The sequence below is a fragment of the Chryseobacterium sp. YR221 genome, assembly GCF_900176315.1.
GTDB classification, from domain to species: Bacteria; Bacteroidota; Bacteroidia; order Flavobacteriales; family Weeksellaceae; genus Chryseobacterium; species Chryseobacterium rhizosphaerae.
This window is the reverse complement of sequence record NZ_FWXM01000001.1, coordinates 709,082-733,773: the sequence shown is the minus strand read 5'-3', so window position 1 is coordinate 733,773 and position 24,692 is coordinate 709,082. Positions and strand designations below refer to the sequence as shown.

The window sequence follows — 24,692 nt, the reverse complement described above, 5'->3', positions numbered from 1 at the left end:
GAAATGAATTATTTTAAAATTGCAGTGCTGTCCATTGTTTTAATGGCCACAAGCTGCGCAACACAAAATACAGGGAGCACCAAAACAGCCTCTGTAAGCCAAAAGCAAGAAAAGCTTACCGATATAAAATACGGCACACATGAAAGGAATGTGATGGATGTTTATCTTCCTGCCGACAGAAACCCTAACACAGCATTTCTTATTAGCATTCACGGTGGAGCCTGGACACAAGGTGACAGAAAAGACGATGTTAAATTGGCCGAATACCTTCTCTCACAGGGAATTGCTGTTGCCAGTGTCAATTATCGGTATGCTAATCTTACAGACACGCATCTTCCGGAACTTCTGGATGACATCGACCATGTTGCCAAATACCTTTCTTCCCATGCCGGGGAATGGAATACCAGGAAAAACGGGTTCTCCATTTCCGGAGGAAGCTCCGGAGCCCATGTTTCTCTGATGTATGCTTACACAAAAAATCCTCAGATCAAAACCATCATAGAGATGTGTGGCCCTGTAGACTTTACAGATATTCAGACGTTACAGCATGTGAAAGCGGCCAATCTTTTGAGCGTTCTGGATAAAATGTCTGGAAATAATGTAGTCTGGAATCCCGGTGATGCTATCCCGGAAGCTTATGCTAAAACCAGTCCTGTACAATTTGTGAATCAGATTCCCACCATGATTATTCATGGGGATAATGATGAGGTGGTTCCCATCCAGCAAGCTTACATCCTGGAAAAAGCCCTGAAAGCAAAAGGAGTTCAGCATAAATTGGTTATCGTTCCCGGAGCTGGACATCTTATTACAAAATTACCGAAGGATGAACAGATTGTTTTCACCAACGCGGCGGAATGGCTTAAAAAATATGGTACAAACTAACGATTAAAGTATATGAAGACTCAATTTTCACATAGAAAAATGACGGTAGCTATACTTTTTCTGACGGCCTCTTCTCATATGATAGGGCAGAAAAAAGAAGCTGATACCGCAAAAACAAAAGATATTGATGAAGTGATCATGACCGGGGTTTTTGACAAAAGGACAAGAATGAATGCACCCATTGCGATCTCCGTTCTGAAAAGCGATGTCATTGAGAAGCAGGTTCCCGTGAGTGCTGCAGATCTATTGAAAAACGTTCCCGGAGTATATGTCAATTCGTCATTGGGGGAGATCAGGAATAATGTAAGCTCAAGAGGGATCAGTGCGGGATCTTCAGATGGTACGTTTGCTTATGAATATATATCTATGCAGGAAGATGGCCTGCCGGTAACCAATACTACTTATTATAATTATGGACCAGACTTTTTTCTCAGAGCAGATGCCACGATTTCTCAGATTGATGCCGTAAGGGGAGGTCCCGCTTCTATTACTGCGGCCAATGCACCAGGGGGAATTTTCAATTATATCTCTAAGACGGGGGGAAATAAATTTGGAGGAGAAATCCGGGCTAAGTATGGGGTTCAGGGAGCCGATAATTCCGGGTATCACAGACTTGATGTCAACTTTGGAGGTCCTTTGGGTGATAACTGGTTTTTTAATATTGGTGGATTTTACCGGTATGATTTAGGGGCCAGATATGCAGGATATCCGTTTAATAATGGAGGCCAGGTAAAAGCAAATATTGTAAAAAAATACAGCAAAGGAAGTCTGAAGGTATTTGTAAAGTATCTTGATGATAGAAATGGCTATGCCCAATTGGTACCTACACGAAATTATACAAGTCCCGAACCGGCAGAAGGATTCAGCAGCAGCTCATCCCTGTTGATTCCGAAATTACAGTATAATTCTCCGGATTTTATTCATGGTGGGAATATAGATTATAATTCAGGCCGCCTGGTGAGTAACAAATACCGGTCTGTAGGTTTAAACTGGGACCACAACCTGGGAAATAACTGGAAGTTGTTTTTAGCCAGTAAGTATTCTGATAATGAGGTAGCACAAAACAGTGTAGGAAATTCTTTTCTTACATCGCTGGATGATATGACCTCTTATTTTTTGGTTGGCGGACTGGGAGTGGGGACCTATTCCTTTAAGGATGCCCTCACAGGACAGGAACTTGCCAGTGTGAATTCTACACTGGGGGCCGGAGGATTACCTGTTTATCAGATCACGAAGAATCAATTGCCGGGTCAGTCTATTCAGAATAATTCATTTGTCATGTCAGCGCTTAATTTTTATGAAAATAAAGTAAAGGAATCCATGAACCAGCTGACCATCAATAAAAAATGGAATACTATGAATTTTTCATTTGGCGGTTATTATGGGTACTCGGATGTATGGCGTTTCTCCGGAATCAATGGGATAGGACTTACCACCTTAGAGAACCGGCCAAGAATGATGACTTTAAGTTTAACGGGAGTTACTACTTTAGATTTTACAAAACCCGGTGTTTATCAGCTGACGAATAATGACGGTTTTGCGCAGGCGGCCGGCAGTACAGGAGATTTATTGGAGTTTAAAGCTAAACAGCAGCAGGGAGCCGTATTTTTCGGACATACCTGGGATATTACAGATCACCTGACATTGGATTGGGGAGTCCGCTACGAAAAGGTATGGATCAAGGGAGATAATACCCGAACCTATCTATTTTCAGATAAAAACGGAGGTACGGATGGCAATATTTATACCTTATACAATAACAATGCTCTTTCAAAACTTACCAACGTTGCCTACAGCAGACAGCTGGAAAACTTTTCCTATTCTGCAGCGCTGAACTATAAATTCAATAATAATGTTGCCGTATATGCCAGATATTCTAAAGGCAGTAAGTCTCCGGATCTCGACATGTTTTTTGCGGCCAACAGACCGGAAACCATAGGTTTACTTGATCCGCAATCGAGAAAAACACAACAAGTGGAAATGGGATTTAAAACTAAAACAGCCTATTTTGATGCTTTTGTAACTCCATTTTACAGTTTACTGAGTAATGTACCTTACAGCTTTATGGCAGATGACGGAAAAGGTGGGTTCTACACAACGCCTTCCTTATATAATAAAAATGAAACCTATGGAATAGAGCTGGAAACCAATATCAGACCGTCCGATAATTTCAGTATCAGGGCTGTGCTTACCTTACAGGATCCAAAAGTGAAAGAAGGATATCTATGGAATTTAGGAAGCGCACCCGGCCCATCAGATGATACTGTAATTTCATATTCGGGAACTACTATTGCGTATACTCCAAAAATTATGGCCAATATAACTCCTAATTTGAAAATTGGTAAAGCATTTGGATTTGTAACCTGGAGTTATATGGGGAAAAGAGAGGGGAGTAATACCAATGTCTATAAATTGCCGGGGTTTTCACAATTTGATATGGGAATAGGATATAATTTAAATGAGCATCTCAGTATGCTGGTCAATGTGAACAATGTATTTAATAAATATGGTGTGATGAGTTACCAGCGACCGGGAACTCTTCAGCAGCAGCTTGCCGGGTTTGAAAATTTCACTCAGGCAGAGTATGCTTCTGCAGTCACCAACGATACGCCTTATTTCACGATTGCAATTCCTCCGACTTCCGGATATCTTACTGTAACGTATAAATTTTAATATAATGAAAAAGTCTTTAAATATATTTTTTGCGATTTTGTTCTTCATCATTTTGGTGGTGTTGGTGATCCCTATGATTTCGGTGTATCTGAAAGCTCCCATGCTTTTGAGCGGGTATAGCAGTATGTTCACGATGCAGTTCAACTCACAGTTTGTTATTTTGAGCCTGGTACTCCTATGCATCTGTTTTCTTTTTTATAGATATGGAAAATACTGGCGTAACTTATTGAAGGTTAATTTAATTCTTTCGGTATTGTTTTGTATTGCCCAGATCTACTTTACTGTAGTTATGTTTTCTACGGCTAAAAAATACAATACCCAGGTTTCATTTTCTCAGGGATTGAAAAGTTCTGAAGAGCCGGTAAAACCTACGGAAACGTATTCTTATCTTACTATTTATAACGAAGAACAGCATATAGATGTTTTCCGCCCGGAAACAAAATCTTCAGGACCTACCATCCCGGTTATTCTTGTTCATGGCGGTGCTTTTATCGAGGGGAACAGAACTCAGGTCGGGTATGCTGCCAATTGGTTTAAAGATCATGGATATACCGTTTTCTCTATCGATTATCCTTTAGGAAAGGAAGATCGGCACAATTGGCAATCTGCTGTTAATTCAGTCGTGACTTCAATGGGATTTGTTGTGAAAAATTCAAAAAAATTCAATATTGATCCAAACAAAATAGTTTTGGTAGGCGGTTCTGCAGGAGCAGCACTGGTAATGCAGGCAGATTTAGGGCAAAGGAAAGGTTTTGCCCAATCTTATGACTCGCCCCAGCCTCCGGTTCCGGCTGCCGTTATTGCTATTTATCCACCTGTCAGCCTGTCCGAACTATGGCAAAAAATAGATGAGAAAAAGAATATCGACCTGAAACATGCCGCCAGAAAATATCTGGGAGGATCTCCCACCGAATTCCCACAGCGTTATGCCCAGCTGAATTTAATAGACCAGCTTTCTGAAGGGATTTCCCCAACATTTATTATTGCCGGTGAGATCGATCATGTCGTCAATGTAGAAGCGACCAGGAAATTTGTAAAAAAAGCGGAAGAACTGAAACTTCCCGTTTCTTATGTGGAAATTCCTTATGGTGAACACGTTTTTGACGCAAACTCCAATGCTATTGCCGGACAGATTGAATGGAATAAAATAGGGGAGTTTTTAAAGAAAAATCATCTGGAAAACTGATGATGTCAGGTTGTTTTATTCCTTTTTTCTAGAATTTTCTTAGGATGTCAGAAAATGATAGACATTTAAAAATGGCTGATTTTTATATAATGAAAAAAAATCCTGTAATTATTGAAAATTACAGGATTTTATAGTTTTAAAAGTATTGTTGATGAGGTTTTAATCATCTCCTTAGTGGAGAATAGGGGATTCGAACATGCGACCTTTTGACTGCCAGTCAAACACGCCAATCTGATTATTTTGTTTGGGAACAATTTTTTTTCTCTCTCATCATCTGTGATACTATGATGGATTGGCAAGATTGACTCAATTAAAATATGATGCAGTTAGTTGGCAATTTTATAACCATACAGTGAGCTGACTACTACCTGATATACGGTTCCGCTGCTTACTGCTGCTGCAGAAGCTAAACTTACTGTTTCTCCTGCATTTAAATAGGTGATGCATGACACATTGGTACCTACGAGTGTGCCGGGGCTGGGCTGGTAGGACTGTACCAATATATTATTGGGAGTCGTATTGTAATTTTTTATCAGGTATAAAATTGCCCAGGCAAAAGTGGAATTCCCCGGAAGGGAGCCATTATCAAATTGAGTTGAACCATAGAACATGTAGTATCCCTTTGTAGGAGCGGTGAATCTGCCGTTTGATGTGTTTAATACACCTGCTGTGTTAATTACAGTACCCTGTGGATAATTAAGTTCTGAAACAATATAAGGCCCGGTACTGGCAGGTAATGATTGCCGCGTGGTGGTACTTATCGTGGAGAAAGGGTAGGTAGTTTCTGCCGCAGGCAAACTATCCGAACTTGATAGCAAAATAAGTTCCCAGGTTGTTCCCGCGGTTGTTCCCTTGCTTATGAAAAATGCATAATAACCAAGGGGAATATTAATAGAAGAAACTCCTGCACCACTTTGATTATCGATTAATTCTGATCCGTCTGCCGTTACAGAGAGCTGTGCTGTTCCCGTATTTTTGAAGTGATATACTCTTCCTTTAAAATTACCTGATCCGGTTGCAGCAGCAGGCAGAGTTAAAGTACCGTTGCTGTTACCGCTGTAAGCTATATAATAATCATTGGCGTCAACAGGACCGCTTGTTGCTGTGGTTTTGTAGGCTGCGGCAAATGAACCATTGACGGTTAGTTTGCTGCCTGGACTAATAGTATTTATACCTATATTTCCTGTTTGAGAATGCATAAAAGCACCGTTTAAAACTACCAATAATGGCAGGAATAACATTTTTTTTCTCATATTTAATAAGATTGATGAACTAGGGTAAAAAAATTACTTGTTTTTAATAGTCTGCATGAGGATGCAGAGAGGGCTGTTTAATGAACTGTCGGAGGAATGAGGGATTTGGAGCAGTTCTGTTTTCAAATTTATGTATTTAGAATCATGTTGTATGGTTTTCCTTAATTTTGAAATTTCACAAAATCAAGGTAAAAAACCGGATTACCTGCATTAAAACTACTTGGAATTACACCGTTGGTTTTAACCGCTAAAACAGTATAGGCGCCGGGAGTGGAAAAATATAATACACGGTTTTGATCTCTTGGAGCCATAAAAACGGGCGTATTGGAAGTACAGTAACTTTTCCAGACATCCCCGATCCCGTTGATGTAGAATGTATAGTCATTACAGTCAGAATTTATTGCAATACCACTACGGAAAAAGTACCATCCTCTGGCTGGGATGACCACTGAAATTCCTGTTGTCAAGTTTCCTCCACCCGTAGATCCTGTAAAAGGATTAACCAATGTTCCCGTATAAGATGTCCAGTTATTGGCAAATGCAGTAGTAACCGTAGATGACCAGGTGGCTAAACCATTGGCATCACTGGTTAGTACATAACCCAGCTGCTGGGTGCCGTCTTTAATCTGCAATGCACCGTTAGTAGTACCGTTGTCTATGACGATTTTAGAATTGGCTGCTCCTGTAGGAACAGTATTGGTTCCTATCAAAACCTTTCCTGTTCCGTTGATACTCAGGTTGTTTCCTGCAGTAGCAATATCTGTTGGCTGGGATAAACTACCTCCTAATTTAACATCAGTACCTGACATGGTGAGACCGTTACTGGCGGTGTAATTATTTGTTGAAGAGCTCATGGATACAATTTCCCAGGTAGAATTAGCACCAGTAATTCCTGTATTGATCAACTGTGCACTTTGGTTTGCAGGGACTAAAATGCTGGTATTCCCATTGATTGTTTCCGGTACTGCAGGGTTTACTGTGATGGTGAAATTTGTATTATTCTTAATGGTGTACATTCGTCCCTTGAAATTTCCCGGTCCGCTGATAGCAGCCGGAAGATTGAATACTGCATTAGCGGTACCATTATAGGAAACATGAAAATCGGCTGAATTCAAGTTGTATGATGTTGTATTTATTGCGGTATAATTAGCCGCTACAGATCCATTAATATCTATTGTAGATCCTGGGTTTGGGGTATTTATTCCTACATTTCCTGCCTGCGAAAAAACAATAGAGGAGGTTAATAGCCCTAATAATTGTCCTAGTCTGGTAATTTTTTTTAGCATTTTATTTTAATTTTAGAATCCTAACTTTCTGAATATAAATTATGCAAAACATAGTATATCAACAGTGTTTCACTCTGATATATTAACTTTAGATTAAATGTTGATTATGATATTATGAATTTCGCTATTTTTTGAGCTAATTTTTAAATTAATTTCATTGATAATGTAAAAATATAGAAATAATTCTACGAAAAATAATGCATTTCGTAGAAAAAAATAAAGAATATTGTAGAAAATTTTCTACGTATTATGATTTATAGGTAAATCATGCTATATAGGTTTGGTACAGCTTAATGAGGTCTGCTAAATTTTTCGTTTTAAGTTTGATATGAATCCTTTTTTTATAGGTACTGATGGTAGGCATCTGGATATTCATTTTATTCGAGATTTCTAAATTGCCGTTACCCTGTACCATTAAAATAAAAATTTCATATTCCCTCACAGATAAATTTTTTATAGAATCTAAGGGAGACTGTTGAAGCAATTGCTGTACAATAGACGGGGGATAGTAAAACCCTTCTGAAAATATTTTATTGACAGCATCCGAGATTTCCTCAGATTTGCTTAGCTTACTGATGTATCCGTTGGCGCCCGCTTTTATATACTGTACCGCTACCTCTTCTTCATAAGCAGAGAATATCAGTATTTTTATGGTGGGGTCCAGGGCTTTAATTTCAGAGATCATTTTTTTGTTTTTGCTTTCCGGCATGTTGATATCCAAAATAACAAGATCATATTTTTTTCCGGAGATTTTTTCCAGAGCTTCCGGATAATCTTCAGCCTGGTCTATTACGACACCCTGGATTCTTGATTCTAAAATCATGCTTGTTCCTACCAGAACAATGTCGTGATCATCAGCAATAAGAATATTCTTAATCATCTTTTTTATTTGTTAAAATCAGTTTAAATGAAGTTCCTTTTAATTTATTTTTTTTGAATACAATTTTTCCTTCGATCATTTGAAGGAGCTGCAGGACAAGGTGAAGGCCCATTCCATATTTTTGAAGTAATAATTTTTCGTTTTCAATATTATCCTGAAGTTTTGTATAATATTCTATTTTCTTTTCATCCATTCCGATGCCCGTATCTGTTATCAATAGGATGATGGTATCGCCTTCCACACTGCTATCTATGGTGATGGTACCATTCTTAGTGAATTTTACAGAATTATCCAGAAGGTTGTGGATAATTGCAGACAGTATATTCTTACTGATCCATACCCGTATCGCCTTGTCTACATTGTTGATAATTACAGTATGATGGTTTTCTGCTATGGCATTAAAAAGCACCCTTTTTTCATCTATCAGATGATATAAGGAATAGAGTTCTGTTTTGTTGGATCGGTGGTGTGTATAAATATCCGCATATTCTTTTAAGGTAATGGTGAAATTGTATAACTGATCTGAGGACTTGTAAATAGAATTCAGGATTTTTTCACTTTGCTGCCCGCTTAATTCATTCTGATTCAGGGCCTCTTTTGCTGTAAGTGCAATAAATTTCACGGGGGTTGTAATATCGTGGGTAATAGTTCCGATAAGTTTTTTTTGCTGTTCAATTTCTTTATGAAGCTTTATTTTTGTAATCTTTAGCTTTTCAACAGTATCGGAAAGACTTTTCGTACGGGAATTGACTATTTCTTCCAATTCATGATTTTTCTTTTTCAGAAAACGTATTCTCCATCTTACCACTATGTATAATAAGAGCAGTATGATGGACGAAATTAATAATTTAAACCATAGCGTCTGGTAAAAATAGGGAGGGATGATAATTTTGATTTTTTTATAAATATATTTTCCATCATCGGAAACCAGAATTCTTACTACAAAAGAATGATTTCCATAGGAAAGATTTGAAATGGAAAATTTTCCGTCCTTTCCTATAGATTCCCATCGGGAATTAGGTATTCCGCTAAGCTTTGCTTCTACAACTAGATTGTCAGGGTTTGAATAATAGGGTATATCAATGAAAATATCAATACGATTGCATTCCGGTTTTAGATTCAACACTTTATCGAAATACTGTTCTTTGTTATCAATAATAGCTCTTTCTATGTAAATGTTTTCCGGATAATAGCTTTTTATTTTCGTCGGATCGAAGAAAACCAAGCCATCTAAAGAAGGAAGTACAAATTCCCCATTTTGCAGCCTGGTACCACAGCCATTACTACCCCCATTGAATTCGTTGGTTTTAAAGCCTGAATCTTTTGAAAATCGATAATAATTAACTTTGAATTGTCTGTTCTGAACATACTGAAGCAGCTGGCTTTCCTGAACCCTGTAAAGCCCATTGTTGGTAGGAATCCAGAAGAATCCGTGTGAATCTTCCAAAATGGTGTGAGAAGAAGAAATAGTGTTATTGGCATCATAAGGCATTTTGATCAGACGATTATTTTTCAGTAGATAGAGCCCTTTTCCTAAAGTGGTTATCCAGAAATTACCGTCTTTTGATTTTATAATACTGCGGATGGATAATTCATTACCGGGATTTAAATTGAGTATTTTATTTGTTTTCAACGATACTTTATATAATCCCTTTATAGTTCCTACCAGGATGTGATCCTCATCAAACTTCAGGAATTTAGAAGGCTCATTATTAAAAAAAAATCTTTTTTGTACAGATTTGAAAGACAGGTCTTTATAAATCAATAGGTTTCCACTGTATTCGGTAGTTCCATCCTTTTTTTGATGTAGTTCCAAGGCATAATACCTGTTGGCATCAAAAAAAAAGTCTATCAAAATGAAATTTTTCTTTGAAATAATTTCCTTATAAGATGTTTTCTTTTGATATATGACCAAGTCATTTGCCTTGCGGGCAATAAGATTTTTCTTCTCGTCATAAGCCATGAAGAACGGAGTGATGCTTTCAAAACTTTTATTCTCAACGAGCCCGTTATGATCATAGCTCTCTCCAAAAGTCGTAATGACTGAAGATTTAGTGTAGGGAAGGGTGGCGTAAAAAACTGACTCTGGCTTTGATAAATGTCTCTGAAGTGTAGTGAAATCCGGAAAGCTGATCACCTGCAGACCATTGGTGCTGCTTCCGAGATAAAGTTTATGGTAAGATTTGTCATAATATACACTTATTATATTTTCTGCAATATGGTCTAGCTGCGCCAGTTTTGATATGTTGAATTTATTTTGTTCATAGAGGCACCTGTAAATGCTGTTCCTGTTGACTATAAAAACCTGATTATTAATTCTGCTCCAGTAGATTTTACTATGTATATCAGTCAGTAAAGGTTCATCATAATAATCGACAACTTTTCCCTTTTCTATTTTCTGGATATTTTTTGCCTGATTGTCAATAAAGAATACTGAAGAATTGATTACAAATATTCTGGCAGCGTTCTTATAGAATGTTTTAATAGCTAGATTCTCTTCTTTTTGAGAAACAGTATCAATGTATTTCAGGGAATTTTCTTTTATAAAATAAGTGCCATCTGTAAGCTGAAAATAAAGACTCAGGCCTGGGGATGTAGTATAGCTGTAATTGGACCCATATAAAAAGTAATTGGTATGGTCTTTAAATATAAAATTTGATTTTTTTTTAAATGAGTTGATGACCTTAGGGGACTTCCGGTGTATAAGTACTGTTCTTCCGTAATCTGCTGTAGTATAAATGCTGTCTTTTTCGGGATGCCCGTAGAAGTACATAAATCGCTGACTGTTTAATGGAAGATTCTTGTAAACCAAAAATTTCATTCCATCATACCTCACAATTCCGTTTTCAGTGGTCAGCCATATAAAGCCGTATTTGTCTTTTATAATATCTTTTACGCTGTTCTGTGGAAGACCATTGTCTGTATTATATAACTGTATACTATAGTGTTGAGTGTAAATAATAGAAAAAATAAAGAGTAGAAGAACGGAAGTATATTTTTTCACAAACTTTTGTTTAATTTTTTTCACAAAGTTATTACCAAATATGTAATAATAACAAAAATAAAAGGTTTTTTATCCATCATTGATAAAAATGCATGAATAATAACATTGCCTTTACTTAACATTATCATGGTAACGCGATGATGGTTTAAATTGTAGATCATATACAGAAGCGTAATTTGGATAAAACATAAGTTTGTAAAAATATTCCAAAAATTATTTGCAGGTATCATTTAAATACTTACTTTTGTACCGCTTCAAAAAAGGGGGATTGGCGCAGTTGGCTAGCGCGTTTGACTGGCAGTCAAAAGGTCACGGGTTCGAATCCCGTATTCTCCACTTGGAAATTAAAGAGTTGTAATGTAACACATTACAACTCTTTTTTATTTACTATATTTATTAAGTATGGACAAAGAAACGATCAGTTACATTATAAAGTATTTTAGCAATCTCATGGCTGATGATGAAAAGTTAGCATTAAAATACCATATGTATACCTATAAAACCTCTGATCATCCTAAATTGAGAAGTATGATGATAGAAGAAGCTTGGTTGCCTTCTGAGTCTGAACTCGCTCTTTTTCTCAAAACCAGCTATGAGGAGTTTAAGCTAAATGTAGCACAAAGAATAATGACTGAAGCCTCAACAAAAATATTTTTTAATATATGTCCTACATGTAATAAACTGGCACGTACCCCTTACGCAAAACAATGCAGACATTGTGGATATGATTGGCACGACTTGGCTGTTGCTCAATTTAAAATGACCAGTTCTTTCCAACTTACAGGAAGGTCTTTTTTCTTACTCGGCCAAATTGTAAAAGGAGAGATTAAAAAAGGACAACGGATGGATTTAAGAATACTAGGAGTCAATAAAAAACCTGTCATCGAAGCCATTGAGTTTGCCCGTAAAAGTAAAGACGGAAAGGTATGGGAAGAAATAGGGCTTGGAACGGACGACTTGACAGAGGACGAAAAACAGTATTTAAAAAATACAGGATCTTTTTCAATGCCAATTGATATTCTTTGTGAATAGTTCTTTTTGTCTACTGCTAAGATGGGAGAGCTTAAGTATATACTAATAGAATATTACATCAATGGTTGCAGGGAAAAAAATAAGCAGTCTAGGAGAAGAATTAAGCAAGAGCCTTAGTAAAATGTTACAACCCTATGAAAATCTAAAAATTAGCGTACCTGAAATATGTAAAATAGACATGTCTGGTATTTCTACAAAAACAGGAGCTGATTATACGGGTGTTAATATCGGATTTCCTGAAGATCTGGACTTGACCCCGACATGGAAGGTTAGATTAGAAAGAGATTGGGAACATTAATCTTAAAGCATTTTAATAGCTTTCTCTTTGAGAGGGCTTTTTGTTATTTTTGCTAAAAATTGAAAAATTATGGAAACAGTCAACAAGACATTTGAATTAGAGCTGGAAGGAACACCTGTGAAAGGAATTATTACATCATTATCTGACGATGAACTAGATAATATACAAAATTTAGAGAGTGAAGAGTATTCAGGGGCAGTGTTTAAAATACAAGTATTAACAGCTCCGGAACTAGGCGCCACATATTTTGAATCTGAAACTCTAAAAATTTTTATTGTAGGGTACAAAGGAAAAGATGGGCAACTGGGATCTATAGAAAATGCAGAATTCAAACCGTTTCACAGTGAAGATATGACTATTAGAAAAATTTCATTGAATATCCTAGAAGTATTACTAATAAACGGCAATAGTGGTCATTATAAATGCTAAGAAAAACGAGACTATCTCACTTTTGAGACAGCCTCTTGTTTTATGCTTGTAAATCTTTTAATATCATCAAAAGATCTGCTGATATTATTTCTGGAATATCATCAATTACTTTATTAATAATTTCAACAATTCTTCTTTTTGTTTTTTTACTTTTCTTAAGGTCATCAAAAGCTTTTATATATGCATCTTCAAGCTTATGCCCTTGGTGATCAAATTAAAAGAAAAACACAGATAATTCAGTGGTTTTTCTTTTGTAAAATATTAGAAGTTGCTGTTGCATCAATTACTGATTTACCTAAGTTTTCCACGTGGTACAGATACAATGTTAAGCTGTTATTCTGACCTCTCCCTTACGTGTTTCTCTATTTATATTAACAATAATATCATGATTTGGGGTAACATCTACAGATCCAAGGATACTAGATAGATTTCCATCTATATAAGCATACAATACTGCTTTAGGGTTTTCTATTCCATGCTTTTTAAATGGAATTATGATCTGAAATTTATTATCAGGCAGCGGGGTCCATGAAGAGTGTTCAATTTTGAATACATGATTAGTTTTTGTATAGTTCGGTAGAATACCTGCAATAATAGGTAGCAGAACGGTTACAATTAATGACAAATAATTTAGCTCGTGAGTTTTGTATAGGGTGTATAGAGTATAAACTGCTGGGATGATAGCTAAAAATAACAGTGAATTCTTAATGGTTTTGTTTCTCATAGGTTAAAGTTTTAACCAAATATACTATTTAGTTATAAAATAAATTTACAAGATTACCATTGTGACAAGAATAAATAATTATGTTATTTCACTATTTATAAATTCCTTTAAAAGTTTCATTTTGTTGGTTGGGTTGTGGCTTTCCGTAAAATTTATTAAATTCACAACTTAATGATATAATAATATGAAAACAATTAAACAATTATCAAGATTTGCATTAGATGCGAACAAAAAGATTGCTATTAAAGGCGGTGGTGTGAGAATTCATTCTACAATCAATGGGGACGGTACAGTGACTGAAACAAGATATGACGACGTTAATGGAAATGGCCAGTTTGATGGTGGCGACAAGATTATTAGCGTTAGAACATATCCTTTGACAGACAGCCAGCCTCCAATAGGATAAATTAAAAGCCATCAGTTATAGAGTGCACCCAAAAGTTTAGAGCTAAACACAATTCAGTCATGCTTTCCTAAATTTTTAATTGATTACTTTCCAAGTCCATTTGTATAACTTTTTTAGAGAGTTTGTGTTTTTTAGTTTAATGATCTAAGCCCAATGGTTTGTATGAAAAATAGAATCCATGTGATTGCTTTATTTTCCCATTACAGACTCTTGCAATATTATTTGAATGTATGTTTGTTTTTTCAGAAGTAACTAACAGACTAGTATAAACATCAATTAATTTTAGATTAATATCGTAATGTAACAAAGTAATACTGAACCCATCTATCGAAAGGACGAAAAAGGAAATGAAATAATAATAGGATACCTTAAGAAATCATGAAATATAGAATTGTTATAGCCCCAAGTGCTAGTGAATTAGAAAATGCCGTTAATGTTTTACTAGATTTAGGTTGGGTGCTGCAAGGAGGATTATTCTCAAACGAAAAAGGCTTTATGCAAGCTATGATAAAATCAAAATAATAATAAATAAAAAGGGTCTATTGAAGTCACTTTTGTTGATTTAATAAAGTAAATTTCCGTAACAAAAAGTAACAAAATCACTAACAATCTACGATTTTTACACCAGTAATAATATTAACAGACAACCTTTGCACGCTGTTATTATGCTTGATTTAGCTAAATTTTAGAGGCAGTCAAAAGGTCACGGGTTCGAATCCCGTATTCTCCACTTCGTGTAATTGAAGAAGTCTTCAAAATACGCTAAAAACTGATTAATCCTGCAAAATTCATTTTTGCAGGATTTTTTTATGTTAGCAATCGTATAATTTTCAAATAAGCTCATAAAGTTTGTGGTAAAATCGTGGTAATTAATAAATTTTGAAAAACAAAATTTAATCCGATTTAATTAATTTATTATCAATAGTTTATTTGCTTTGATGATTGGGTTCAAAGGATCTTTAGTTCGACTTTTATAAACTTTATAGTTACCTGTTTGAGCCTTTTTTATCGTAAATGTTTCGGTTTAAGATTCAGTGCTGCACTTTCTACAACTTCCTCTATGCGCTTTTGTCTGGTTTCCTGTTTTCTGACGAGGATAATCCAGCCCAATATTATTTTTTTTGTTGATTTGCTCAAACTTAGAAAATAATCTTTCGAACCATTGTGTTTTTCGAATGCCATTTCTAAGTCGTTCGGAATTATCACTTCTTCTATTTCATCCAAGATTGTCCAATATCCGTTCTGTTTCGCAATCTCAACACTTTCGTAGCCCTGTTTTGTCATTCTTTTGCTGTCAATAAGCTGCTGAACTTTTTCTTTGTTGATTTTTGACCAGTTGCTTTTAGGTTTACGTTTGGCAAAAAACTGCATAAACGAGATGTCGTTAATCTTTTTCCTTGTACTGTCAATCCAACCGAAGCAAAGAGCTTCGTCAACGGCTTCACTCCAACTTAATGATGGCACATTCGACTTTTTTGTATAACAAACAAGCCAAACAGATTGGCTGGATTGATGGTTTTTTTCTAACCATTGTCTCCAATCTGCTTGACTTTGCGGACAATATGTATCTATTTCTTTGTTATGCATTCTGCTGTACTAACCATTTTAAAATTGATCCGTTTGTCTCCTCCGGTTTTTCCTGCTGAATCCAGTGACCACAATCCAGACTGACAACGTCCAGATTAGGAACGATACTTCTCAGGTTTTCAGACTTTGGAATTGTATCCTGTTCTCCATATATCATCAGAGTCGGCTGATGAATGATTGGCTTTACGTTCGCCATAAGGTGCCAGTTTCTATCAAGGTTTCTGTACCAATTTATAGCTCCGGTAAACCCGGATGATTCAAAGGCAGACACGAATACAGACAGTTCACTGTCTTCCATTAGGGGCTTCCCAAAAGGTTTTTCTGCTCTTGCAAGATTGAGCATTAGCATTCCCGGAGCAGGTGGAGCGGGAGGTATATCTTTGCGGAATATGTTACGCAGGAACCGGGATGTGTTTTCATTCATTATAGCATCTGCAATTCCCATGTGCTTATTGAAATGAACAAAATAAAAGTCTTCTCCAAATAGGGTTTCCATAAATTCAATCCATGGTTGCTCTCCGCGCTCCTGATAAGGTAGGGCTAAGTTTATTATCTTATTGACCCGTTCAGGATACAGTAGTGCCAGATTCCACACAACATTAGCCCCCCAGTCATGACCGACAAAGATGGCATTCTTGTATCCGTAATAATCGAGCAGCGCAATAAGGTCACCAGTCAGGTGCTCTATATCATAATCAGTTACTTCGGTTGGGCAAGATGAGTTACCATAGCCACGTTGATTTGGGACAATGACATGATAACCTGCTGCGGCAAGAGCTGGTATCTGATAACGCCAGGAAAATGCATGTTCCGGAAAACCATGACAGAGAACGATCGGTTTCCCTGAATTTTGTTTTCCTGCTTCAAATACTTCTAATACAACACTGTTAATTGAAATCAGGGTAGGTTTTGGAAATTCGATTTGATTGGATGTTGTACTGGATGATATGTTTCTCATGTTTTTATTGCTTAATAAATTATTATGAGGCAAATTTAAATCTGATTAGTGACAGCAGCATGTCAGTAGCCAGAAGTACTTTAGTGATAATGATCAAAATATTCCTATAAGCTTATTTTGTAATCTTTAAAGGCTTATCTGATTGACCGCTAAAATTGCTTTGTATCGTATCTGAAATAAATTTAAAGATGGCTTTATGACCAGGGTTCTAAATACTAATACTCTTGTCGACATATTTTAATCTGATTTTATTTGTTAACAGTTGTAATTTTAACTGATTTCTACATTTATGAGCAGACTATATTGGATAAGCTTTACTTGTAAATCACCAAATAGGGTGACTTCTATAAATCACTAGAAGTAGTTATGTTTTAGTGTTGTATTTCTTCCTAAATTTATTAGTGTTAATATTATTATGCCATGAAAAAATTACTTACGTTTTTAATGATAGCATATGTCGCCATAAGCTCACCATGTTACAGTCAAACAGATTATTTGAGTAAGGATGGACTAGTTTTACAATATAAAAAGTTGGATAAGATGGGTAGCCGTTATGATGAATATTGTAAAGTAACTTTTGATATTTATCCAGTTGAAGGAATTGTGATCAATAACAATGTCGATAAGGCAGCGATGGTTAACGCAATCCTGGGTTTTGAAGGTCAGGAATGCAATAAAATATATAGTAATGATGGCCCCACAGGCGGGGAAGTGATTAATAAAAAGTTTATTCTTGATATCGCCGGCCAAACCGATCATAAAACTCAATATTGGGTAAACAGATTTGTTCATCTCCTTCCCAATGATAGAATGATGGCAAAGGGGATTGTTGAGGTAAAACAGGACGGGCAGGTCCCGGATCCACAACCATATTTTACCTATGAGCTTATTCCGCAACAAGGTAATGGTTCGGGTAGCCAATCAGCAGAGGAAAGTACAGAAAACAAACCCGTCATGGAAAGACCTGTTTCTACCGATGATTCCGGAAGTAAGTCTCTTATTTTGGGAGAATGGCAAATAATTCGGGAAGTAGTTGTCTATACTGATGGAACAGAAAGGGAGCGGGGGGAACTATTTCAAACTTATCTATTCAAATCTGATGGAAGCGGAACTGATTTTGGAAATGGTGAACAGTTTGATTTTAAATATACCATATCCGGAGATAAAATTAACTGGTTGTACAGTGATGGTGGATCAAGTTCTGATATAGTCAAGCTGGATAATTCAATATTAGTGATTAAATTTTCTGTGGATGATGATAAGTATGGAATAAATTACTGGGTTTCTACCTATAAAAAGGTGGAGAAATAAAAAAATTACTCAAGTCAGCAGTTATCCACATGATAAAAAAACAAAAGTAATATCATCCGAATTTTTTTATTGAACTCCTAAGCAAAAAACTGAAACAGCTACTGGTTTCTGTGTTTAATTATAGCAGCTGTTCAGTTATCTCTAAAAACAACTTTTACGTATAAAAATTGATTCAAGACAAAGTTAGATGTAATAACCTAACCTCAGTAAACCCTTTTATTCCATTGCTATTGTATTTTATAACTAAAATTATTTCAAAAGGACTGACTTCTTTAAGGAGAATACTGTACCAATTATTGTTTTTAATTATAGTTGCTGTTCAGCATTTTATTCATACGTAGGTTCAGCTCCTCTCTTGCCCCAAATTCGCTTTGAAGATAAGAAATGAAGGTTTTTAAAAAATTGTAGCAAACAGAGATTCAACTGCATAAAAACCCGATATATACACAAAATAAACGGGGAAATTCGAATCCCGTATTCTCCACTTCGTGTAATTGAAAAAGCCTTCAAAATATGCTAAAAGCCGATTAATCCTGCAAAATTCATTTTTGCAGGATTTTTTTATGCTAGCAATCGCATAATTTTCAAATAAACTCATAAAGTTTGTGCCAAAATCGTGGTAATTTGAAAAGTAATAGACGAGTTCTTGCCCTAGAAATTAGTGGGGCTTAGTAAGATTTAATACATCTGTTCTAATTATCTATATAATTAATTGAATCGTAGAACTACTACACTTTTTTAAATTTAGTGTAATTCCTTTTGCTGTGAATTTCGAAGGTGTTATATTGCGGGAAATAAATCACAAAAAAAAATTATGGAAGAATATGAAAATCAATCCGATAAAATAATTCGGTTACATTTTTAAAAAGGAATTTTCTCTAATAAAAATTCCTCCCGTATTAACTCAGGCCAGTCTTAATGTACTTTTGCAAGAGGCCAGCAAATTACCTGATTGTCCTTCTGATTTAAAAGGTCTCACCTTTAAAAAGGTTAATATCGAAGTAATCACAACTGAAAAAAAACATATCATGTTTCAAGAAGGAAAGAATCTTCCCAAGCCGGGAGTAGATTCAGTCAAGACAGATTTTGCGAGCAAAGTCCAAGAAAAGGCGAATATCCAAGAGGTAAAAAAAATTGCTTCCAAGGTTAAGAATTCTGTAAATACAGGAAAGCAGTTCCTGAACCAACCCTTAGTACCAACCCAACCAAGTATAGTTCAGGAAAAAGTCTGGGCAAAACAACCTACCTCAAAGATTTTTAATGCTCAGGCAATACCCGAAAGTGATATTGTCGGAATCAATAGAGTAGTACGGCTAGACATACATGTCGAGGGAAAACCAGTTAAGTATTTCAAACATTTTAAGCTTTCACAGAGTGCAGTAAAGCATCATGAATTTGATCTTATACTTGCCCATGATACCTTAGGTGATGCAGAAAACCATAATCTTGAAGAGGCTCAGAATTTTTTAGGAAAAAGAATTACTGTTGTCTTTAAATACAAAGATGTAGACAGTGGACCGGAACGAAATTTCGTCGGGGTTATTACTGAGGTGGGTTTCAGTCAGGAAAAAGGAAGTCTTGGCAATCTGGTATTATCTGGTTACAGTCCAACGATCTTGTTGGATGCTGCGCCCCACATTCAAAGTTTCGGAGGAGCACAGCCGATCAGTTTAAATTCAATTGCTAATGACATTATAAAGGAGGGACTTGGGCTAGGTAAATATGATTTCAGGGTAGATGCCCGCCACGGCAATGTACCTTATAGCTCACAATATGAAGAAACGCACTATAATTATCTTGCACGAATAGCAGAAGCTTATGGTGAGCAGTTTTTCTACGATGGTGAGGTTTTGCATTTTGGGCAGTTACCTCCACAGGAGAAACCGGTAAAGCTTACCTATGGCAGTAATTTAAGTGATGTCAAAATCAAAATGAAAGCGCAGCATGTCAATCCCTCTTTCTATGGTTATAATAGCAGCAAGAATGAAAAATTCAAAGGCGGCGATGCTAAAATTAATCATACTTCTGACATTGCGAAACGCGCTTATGAAATTTCAGAGAGAACATTTCAAACCCCATCACTAAGAGTGGCTCCAATAAAAGCATCATCATTTATGGATATTGATGCCTCTCAAAAAGGAACGGCTGGAAGCAAAGCAGCAGAAGTATTTATCACTTCTGGAAATACAACAGTACCTTTTCTGTATCCGGGTTGTATTGCTGATATTGAAATGCGGAAAACTGATAGTAATGAAACATCTTACTTTACAAAATTAATGTTGATAGAAGTAACTCATGAAGTTGATGCCCGAGGGTATTACGATGGATCATTTCAGGCCATAGCATCTGATACCGGATTTATTCCCAGACCAGAATTTAATACACCAGTGGCTGAACCACAGTTTGGTAAGATTATCTCTAACACAGACCCGCAGAACCAAGGACGTGTCCAGGTTCAATTAGACTGGCAGGGTGGACAGGATACTACAGAATTTATCCGTGTCATGTCTCCTGATGCAGGAAGCAGTGACAAAGTTGGTAAGAACCGGGGATTTATGTCTATTCCAGAAGTGGGGGATCAGGTCATCGTAAACTTTGTTCATAACCATCCAGATCGACCATTTGTTATGGGAGGGATGTATCATGGCGGTATTGGAGCAGGAGGTGGCACAGGTAATAATATTATGTCATTTAGCGGTAGAAGTGGTGCTGAACTGAAATATGACAATGGAGCAGGTTCTATGAATTTGAAAGATCAAGGTGGCGCCAATATGCATTTTGACGGAGCAGGAAATGCAACAACGAGTGCAAATACAAATCATACTGTGAATGCAGGGAGCACGAATATTATCAATGTTGGCGGAAAAAAAGATGCTCCACCACAATCACTGCTAAAAATGGATGCTGGCGGAAACATTATACTGGATGGCAAGACAAGTATTACTTTTCAGGTAGGTGGAAATAAAATTGTGATAGATGGAAAAGGAATTACAGGGACAGTGTCTAAAGGAAATATGAGTTTTGATGCTACAGCAGGAACTTTTACCATCCATAGTAAAGGAATCATGGATATTAAGACAGATGCAGACTTAACTATTGATAGCAAAACATCAAAGATTAATTCCAGTGGTCCGACCAATATCACAGGCGCAGACGTTGAAATTAATAAAGGATAATTATGGAGTTTGGTATTCAGGATATTGGAAAGAAAAGGAGGTATTCATTTTTAAGGGAGGAGCGATATCGTTTCCAGGGTTTGGCCAATGAAAACCATGTTGAAATGGGAATCGAAGTTAATCTTTTATCAGTTAGCAATGGGATTCCAACTTTCAAAATAAATATCTTTCGATATAAGCAAAGTAACTCTGAAGGCGCGTATAGATGGGTAGGTGACATTCATGAAATTAGAAATGAATTAATCTGTACCCTCAATGAAAATGGACAACTAGGTTCAATCCTAAATATTGATGACATACGCAGCAAGTGGCAAACAATTAAGCCTGAATTGATGAAAAGTCATAAGAGGGAAGAGCATAAAAACATATTTATTACTGGGATCTCAGAACTTTTGGATGATCAGGAAAAGTTTTCCACTTCAATGCGATTTGCTCAACCTTATCTTCTTTTGTTTCCTGGTATTCACAATAAGATGTTCAAGAAAGATGAGCCATTTAAAGGATATCGTGAACTTCCAAATTTTCTGGCAGCAGAAAATGTACCCATTATTACAAAAGAGACTCTGTCAGAATTGAGTGATGGTAAATATCAGATTGAAGTTAAGGGCGAAATTGATGAGGAGCATTTTGAGCAGGATAAAGTTACAGCAATGATCAGGATACTTAAAAACCGCCCACGGGTTCCGACAAAGTTGGAATTAGGATATATAGAACGCTATCGTCTAGATGAGTGGCCGTGGTCTGAACAAAGCATGTGTATGAGTATTGCAGAAATTCCAGGTACACTATATCGTGAAGAAAGAAACATACTGAAAGCCATATGATTTTTAAAATTGAGGATATTGTATTTCAGAATGACCGGTATTTTATATTGTTGAATGATAAAGATGCTGAAAAGCTGGCTCTTATATCTTGTCTGGATATCTATGCAGATAATACTAAGATCAAACGCTTGCAGGGCTGTATTGTTTCAGAAATATTAAAGATTCCAGATTTTACTGTCTTGGAATCTAAGGAAGACCTAAGTGAATTGGAGCGGATTTTTAGAAAGATAAGACTTGTAGAAATCAGCACCTGCGTTAAGAACGTTAATAAAAAATAAGTGGATCATGGCCAAAAAATATGTGCCGGAGGGGGCATTTCTTGCCTGCGATAAGGGTACAAGCCCATCGACACTCAGAGTAAGCTTTAATAAGAATACGACGATTTACGATGTACCGATGGCTACAGAAGCAGATAAATTTCCATTCTTTCACCTGAAGCCAATGGGACTTTGCACCTGCCCAGCAAAATGGGCCACAGGAGTAACCTGTTTACCGACCACGCTGCAATGGGACAATCCTAAAGATGGTGTGAAAATCAATGGCAATCGAATGCTTTTGGAAGATTCAACCTGTAATTGCATATTTGGTGGGAAGATCAGTATTTTTTTTGATAGAGCCACAGCGGTAGCTTATGGTGTAGGTGAAGGAAAAATGCCCAGTGATTATATCAAAGAGGGGTTCGATTGGCTTGAACAGAAGACAAAAGAGAACCGAGCCGACAGAAATAAGATGATTCCTGATTGGATGAAACCTATAGCTGGGGCAAAGGATTGGTTTGATGATTTGGGAACAGGATTGGTTGAAGGGGCAGTAAATGGTGTTGTAGGACTTGGAGAAGTAATCTATCAAGTTGGGCAAGATCCTGTAGGAACTGCTGAAGCTATTGGCGGAATGGTCAAAGATGGATATAAAGGAGTCAAAGATGCATACAATTGGACAACAAAACCGGGAAACTTGGAAAAAGCCGCCAATGATTCTTGGGAATGGGCAAATAAAGAAGAGAATTGGGATAAACTAGGCGATGATATCGTTAAAGGTGCTCAAAAAACAGGGGACTGGATTGCCAATAACCCACGGAAAATTGGAAACACAGTAGGGGAATTTATTCCTGATGCTGTAGCTGCAGTCTATACCGCAGGAGGTTCTGTTGCCGCTACTGCTGGAAAAACTGTCTTAAAAGAAGGTGCTGAGGTTGTGGTGGAAAAAACAGTCAAAGAAGTTGCTGAAGCTGGCGCCGAGAAAGTGGGTAAGGAAGCTTTGGAAGCCGGTGCTAAAAAAGGAATAAAGGAAACTTTGGAGCAGTTAGCCAAAAAAGAAAGTGATGATATTGCTGCAGTGGTAACAAAAGAGGCAGATGAATTAGCAGCTGATGCTTTAAAACAGGCCGATGACCTTGGGGATGATGTACTTAAAAAATCAGATGATGTTGCTAATAAAGGTGACGATGCTGTAAAGGCGATTCCACCGTGGAAAGGGCCGACAGATTATTCTGGAATTAATACAGACAGGTTCAAAATTAAACCAAATGCTGATTTTACCTCAGCTCAGAAAAAAGCAATTTATGATGCGAATATGAAACATAATGATGGTATCTTACGTAGCGATTTAGATGGAACTGTATTGGAAATGCCGCAAAAAAGTGTTAAAGGTGTCACGCCATCACAAACTGAGGCACAAGTTGACCATATTAAGGCAAAATCAAAAGGAGGAAGAAATGATCCAAGTAATAATGCTCAGGTTTTGAGTAGAGAACAAAATAGAGCTAAATGGGATAGCTGACGTTTTTTTTGTAAATTCGAATAAATAATTAAATTATGAATATTAATGAAATACCAGGGAATACACCTGTAATAACGACAAAGTATGTAGTTGAAAAAACTTCAGATATTGTTTATGTATCGTTTGATGAAGAGGGTGATTTCCAAGTTTTTAGTGATGAGGGTGCAGATATGGATAATGTAAAAGTAGTGTCACTAAGTGAAATTATCGAATTAGACAAAAGTGTAACGCAATTAGTTGATATAAATAAAGGAGAGAAATTCTATAGAGAAAATATAAATAGTATATGGCAAAAAATACAGTAAGCAACGAGGCGATAAAAGAATTACTTGGTTCTGAAAAGAAAAGTGATTTAAGAAAAGGTGTAAAATTAGCTGTAAATAATGAACTAGTCGACTTTGCAGATGATCTCTTTATCATCATGAAAACTTCTATCTCAGATGCTAAAATGTGGGAGGTAAATTATGATATCATCAGACTTTTAGGAAAAGCAAAATATAATCAGACAATCCCTATTCTTGAAGATATTTGCCGAAAAAATGAAGATCATGATATGGTAACCAGCGCTGCTGCTACTGCATTAAGTAGAATTAGGAGAGCGAGCATAAATGATGTTCAGGAAGTTCAAAGGTTATTAACTTTTGGGAAGTTTGCTGTTATTGATGGAGCATTAAGGTCGATGGGAATTGATAAGGTGATACCTACCGAGAACGAAATAAGTGAAATAATTGGTTTTATCAATGCATTTGAGCCAAAGATCGAAAGAGGATATGCAGATATCAGAGAAGGACTTGCAGTTGCAAGTGCAGGTTGGACAAAAAATGAAACTGTCAATAAATTTTTAGATGATTGTTTGCAATCTGGGGATAGTGCGTTATCAAAGCTGGCTAAAAGTTCAATGAATGGCAAATATGCTGATATAGACTACTAGATCTTTGGATATTATATTTTTTTGATATACCTCTTGCGTTTTAATAGGGTTATGGAGAATATATTACTATGAA

General features: G+C 36.4%; 22 protein-coding genes and 1 tRNA gene. 16 read left to right on the top strand and 7 right to left on the bottom strand.

The features are described 5' to 3' along the window. Nucleotides 1-3: 3 nt before the first annotated feature. From B8967_RS03380 to B8967_RS03370, 3 genes are read left to right on the top strand one after another with little or no spacing between them, the layout of a single operon-like run. The gene (locus B8967_RS03380; protein ID WP_084084417.1) at nucleotides 4-882 is read left to right on the top strand and encodes an alpha/beta hydrolase; all 879 of its coding nucleotides are present in this window, start codon (nucleotides 4-6) and stop codon (nucleotides 880-882) included. A gap of 12 nt (nucleotides 883-894) precedes the next feature. Next, nucleotides 895-3,555 (top strand): TonB-dependent receptor domain-containing protein, encoded by a 2,661-nt coding sequence (locus tag B8967_RS03375; protein ID WP_084084415.1) that lies wholly within the window; start codon nucleotides 895-897, stop codon nucleotides 3,553-3,555. Nucleotides 3,556-3,559: 4 nt separating this feature from the next. After that, nucleotides 3,560-4,741 (top strand): alpha/beta hydrolase, encoded by a 1,182-nt coding sequence (locus B8967_RS03370; RefSeq protein WP_084084413.1) that lies wholly within the window; start codon nucleotides 3,560-3,562, stop codon nucleotides 4,739-4,741. Between the two features lie 326 nt (nucleotides 4,742-5,067). Here the strand turns inward: B8967_RS03370 and B8967_RS03365 are convergent, their stop codons facing one another. The 4 genes from B8967_RS03365 to B8967_RS03350 all read right to left on the bottom strand — a co-directional run bounded on the left by B8967_RS03365 (nucleotide 5,068) and on the right by B8967_RS03350 (nucleotide 11,164). Continuing rightward, the gene (locus B8967_RS03365; protein ID WP_084084411.1) at nucleotides 5,068-5,994 is read right to left on the bottom strand and encodes a hypothetical protein; all 927 of its coding nucleotides are present in this window, start codon (nucleotides 5,992-5,994) and stop codon (nucleotides 5,068-5,070) included. Between the two features lie 161 nt (nucleotides 5,995-6,155). Further along, nucleotides 6,156-7,280 (bottom strand): hypothetical protein, encoded by a 1,125-nt coding sequence (locus tag B8967_RS03360; protein WP_084084409.1) that lies wholly within the window; start codon nucleotides 7,278-7,280, stop codon nucleotides 6,156-6,158. 265 nt (nucleotides 7,281-7,545) lie between these two features. Next, entirely contained in the window at nucleotides 7,546-8,160 is a 615-nt protein-coding gene (locus tag B8967_RS03355; protein WP_084084407.1) for a response regulator transcription factor, read from the bottom strand. Beyond that, nucleotides 8,153-11,164 (bottom strand): sensor histidine kinase, encoded by a 3,012-nt coding sequence (locus tag B8967_RS03350; RefSeq protein ID WP_084084937.1) that lies wholly within the window; start codon nucleotides 11,162-11,164, stop codon nucleotides 8,153-8,155. Before B8967_RS03350 ends, B8967_RS03355 begins: the two co-directional genes overlap by 8 nt. Nucleotides 11,165-11,426: 262 nt before the next feature. On the opposite strand from B8967_RS03350, the gene B8967_RS03340 reads away from it, so the two are divergent. From B8967_RS03340 to B8967_RS03325, 4 genes are all read left to right on the top strand, one after another. Then, a tRNA-Ala gene (locus tag B8967_RS03340) sits at nucleotides 11,427-11,500 on the top strand. A gap of 66 nt (nucleotides 11,501-11,566) precedes the next feature. After that, nucleotides 11,567-12,196 carry a hypothetical protein gene (locus tag B8967_RS03335; protein WP_084084403.1) on the top strand — a complete coding sequence of 210 codons (630 nt, stop codon included), beginning with the start codon at nucleotides 11,567-11,569 and terminating at the stop codon, nucleotides 12,194-12,196. 61 nt (nucleotides 12,197-12,257) lie between these two features. Beyond that, complete coding sequence (locus B8967_RS03330; protein WP_084084401.1) at nucleotides 12,258-12,494, top strand: hypothetical protein; 237 nt, start codon at nucleotides 12,258-12,260, stop codon at nucleotides 12,492-12,494. A gap of 69 nt (nucleotides 12,495-12,563) precedes the next feature. Then, nucleotides 12,564-12,923 (top strand): hypothetical protein, encoded by a 360-nt coding sequence (locus B8967_RS03325; protein WP_084084399.1) that lies wholly within the window; start codon nucleotides 12,564-12,566, stop codon nucleotides 12,921-12,923. 325 nt (nucleotides 12,924-13,248) lie between these two features. Here B8967_RS03325 and B8967_RS03320 read toward each other — a convergent pair whose 3' ends face one another. After that, nucleotides 13,249-13,647, bottom strand: a complete 399-nt coding sequence (locus B8967_RS03320) for a hypothetical protein (RefSeq protein ID WP_084084397.1) — start codon at nucleotides 13,645-13,647, stop codon at nucleotides 13,249-13,251. 184 nt (nucleotides 13,648-13,831) lie between these two features. Between B8967_RS03320 and B8967_RS03315 the strand changes: the two genes are divergently transcribed. Together B8967_RS03315 and B8967_RS03310 are read left to right on the top strand one after the other, a co-directional pair. Next, nucleotides 13,832-14,053, top strand: a complete 222-nt coding sequence (locus tag B8967_RS03315) for a hypothetical protein (protein ID WP_084084395.1) — start codon at nucleotides 13,832-13,834, stop codon at nucleotides 14,051-14,053. 378 nt (nucleotides 14,054-14,431) lie between these two features. Further along, a complete protein-coding gene (locus B8967_RS03310) occupies nucleotides 14,432-14,575 on the top strand; it encodes a DUF1737 domain-containing protein (RefSeq protein WP_084084393.1) in 144 nt (47 codons plus the stop codon). 483 nt (nucleotides 14,576-15,058) lie between these two features. Here the strand turns inward: B8967_RS03310 and B8967_RS03305 are convergent, their stop codons facing one another. Continuing rightward, entirely contained in the window at nucleotides 15,059-15,517 is a 459-nt protein-coding gene (locus B8967_RS03305) for a YdeI/OmpD-associated family protein (protein ID WP_317043854.1), read from the bottom strand. A 115-nt stretch (nucleotides 15,518-15,632) separates the two neighbouring features. Next, nucleotides 15,633-16,598 (bottom strand): alpha/beta fold hydrolase, encoded by a 966-nt coding sequence (locus tag B8967_RS03300; RefSeq protein ID WP_084084390.1) that lies wholly within the window; start codon nucleotides 16,596-16,598, stop codon nucleotides 15,633-15,635. 420 nt (nucleotides 16,599-17,018) lie between these two features. On the opposite strand from B8967_RS03300, the gene B8967_RS03295 reads away from it, so the two are divergent. From B8967_RS03295 to B8967_RS03265, 7 genes are all read left to right on the top strand, one after another. Further along, nucleotides 17,019-17,909, top strand: coding sequence for a lipocalin-like domain-containing protein (locus tag B8967_RS03295; protein WP_143330452.1), 891 nt, complete (start codon nucleotides 17,019-17,021; stop codon nucleotides 17,907-17,909). A 1,028-nt stretch (nucleotides 17,910-18,937) separates the two neighbouring features. Beyond that, nucleotides 18,938-21,085 (top strand): type VI secretion system Vgr family protein, encoded by a 2,148-nt coding sequence (locus tag B8967_RS03290; RefSeq protein WP_084084936.1) that lies wholly within the window; start codon nucleotides 18,938-18,940, stop codon nucleotides 21,083-21,085. 2 nt (nucleotides 21,086-21,087) lie between these two features. After that, nucleotides 21,088-21,909, top strand: coding sequence for a hypothetical protein (locus B8967_RS03285; protein ID WP_084084380.1), 822 nt, complete (start codon nucleotides 21,088-21,090; stop codon nucleotides 21,907-21,909). Further along, a complete protein-coding gene (locus B8967_RS03280) occupies nucleotides 21,906-22,187 on the top strand; it encodes a hypothetical protein (RefSeq protein WP_084084378.1) in 282 nt (93 codons plus the stop codon). The genes B8967_RS03285 and B8967_RS03280 overlap by 4 nt, the downstream gene beginning before the upstream one ends. 22 nt (nucleotides 22,188-22,209) lie before the next feature. Further along, nucleotides 22,210-23,688, top strand: a complete 1,479-nt coding sequence (locus tag B8967_RS03275; protein ID WP_179140022.1) for a DUF4280 domain-containing protein — start codon at nucleotides 22,210-22,212, stop codon at nucleotides 23,686-23,688. A gap of 35 nt (nucleotides 23,689-23,723) precedes the next feature. Then, nucleotides 23,724-23,993: a hypothetical protein gene (locus B8967_RS03270; protein ID WP_084084374.1), complete on the top strand. Its 270-nt coding sequence runs from the start codon at nucleotides 23,724-23,726 to the stop codon at nucleotides 23,991-23,993. Then, nucleotides 23,975-24,619 (top strand): hypothetical protein, encoded by a 645-nt coding sequence (locus B8967_RS03265; protein ID WP_084084372.1) that lies wholly within the window; start codon nucleotides 23,975-23,977, stop codon nucleotides 24,617-24,619. The genes B8967_RS03270 and B8967_RS03265 overlap by 19 nt, the downstream gene beginning before the upstream one ends. The last annotated feature ends 73 nt before the right edge of the window (nucleotides 24,620-24,692 follow it).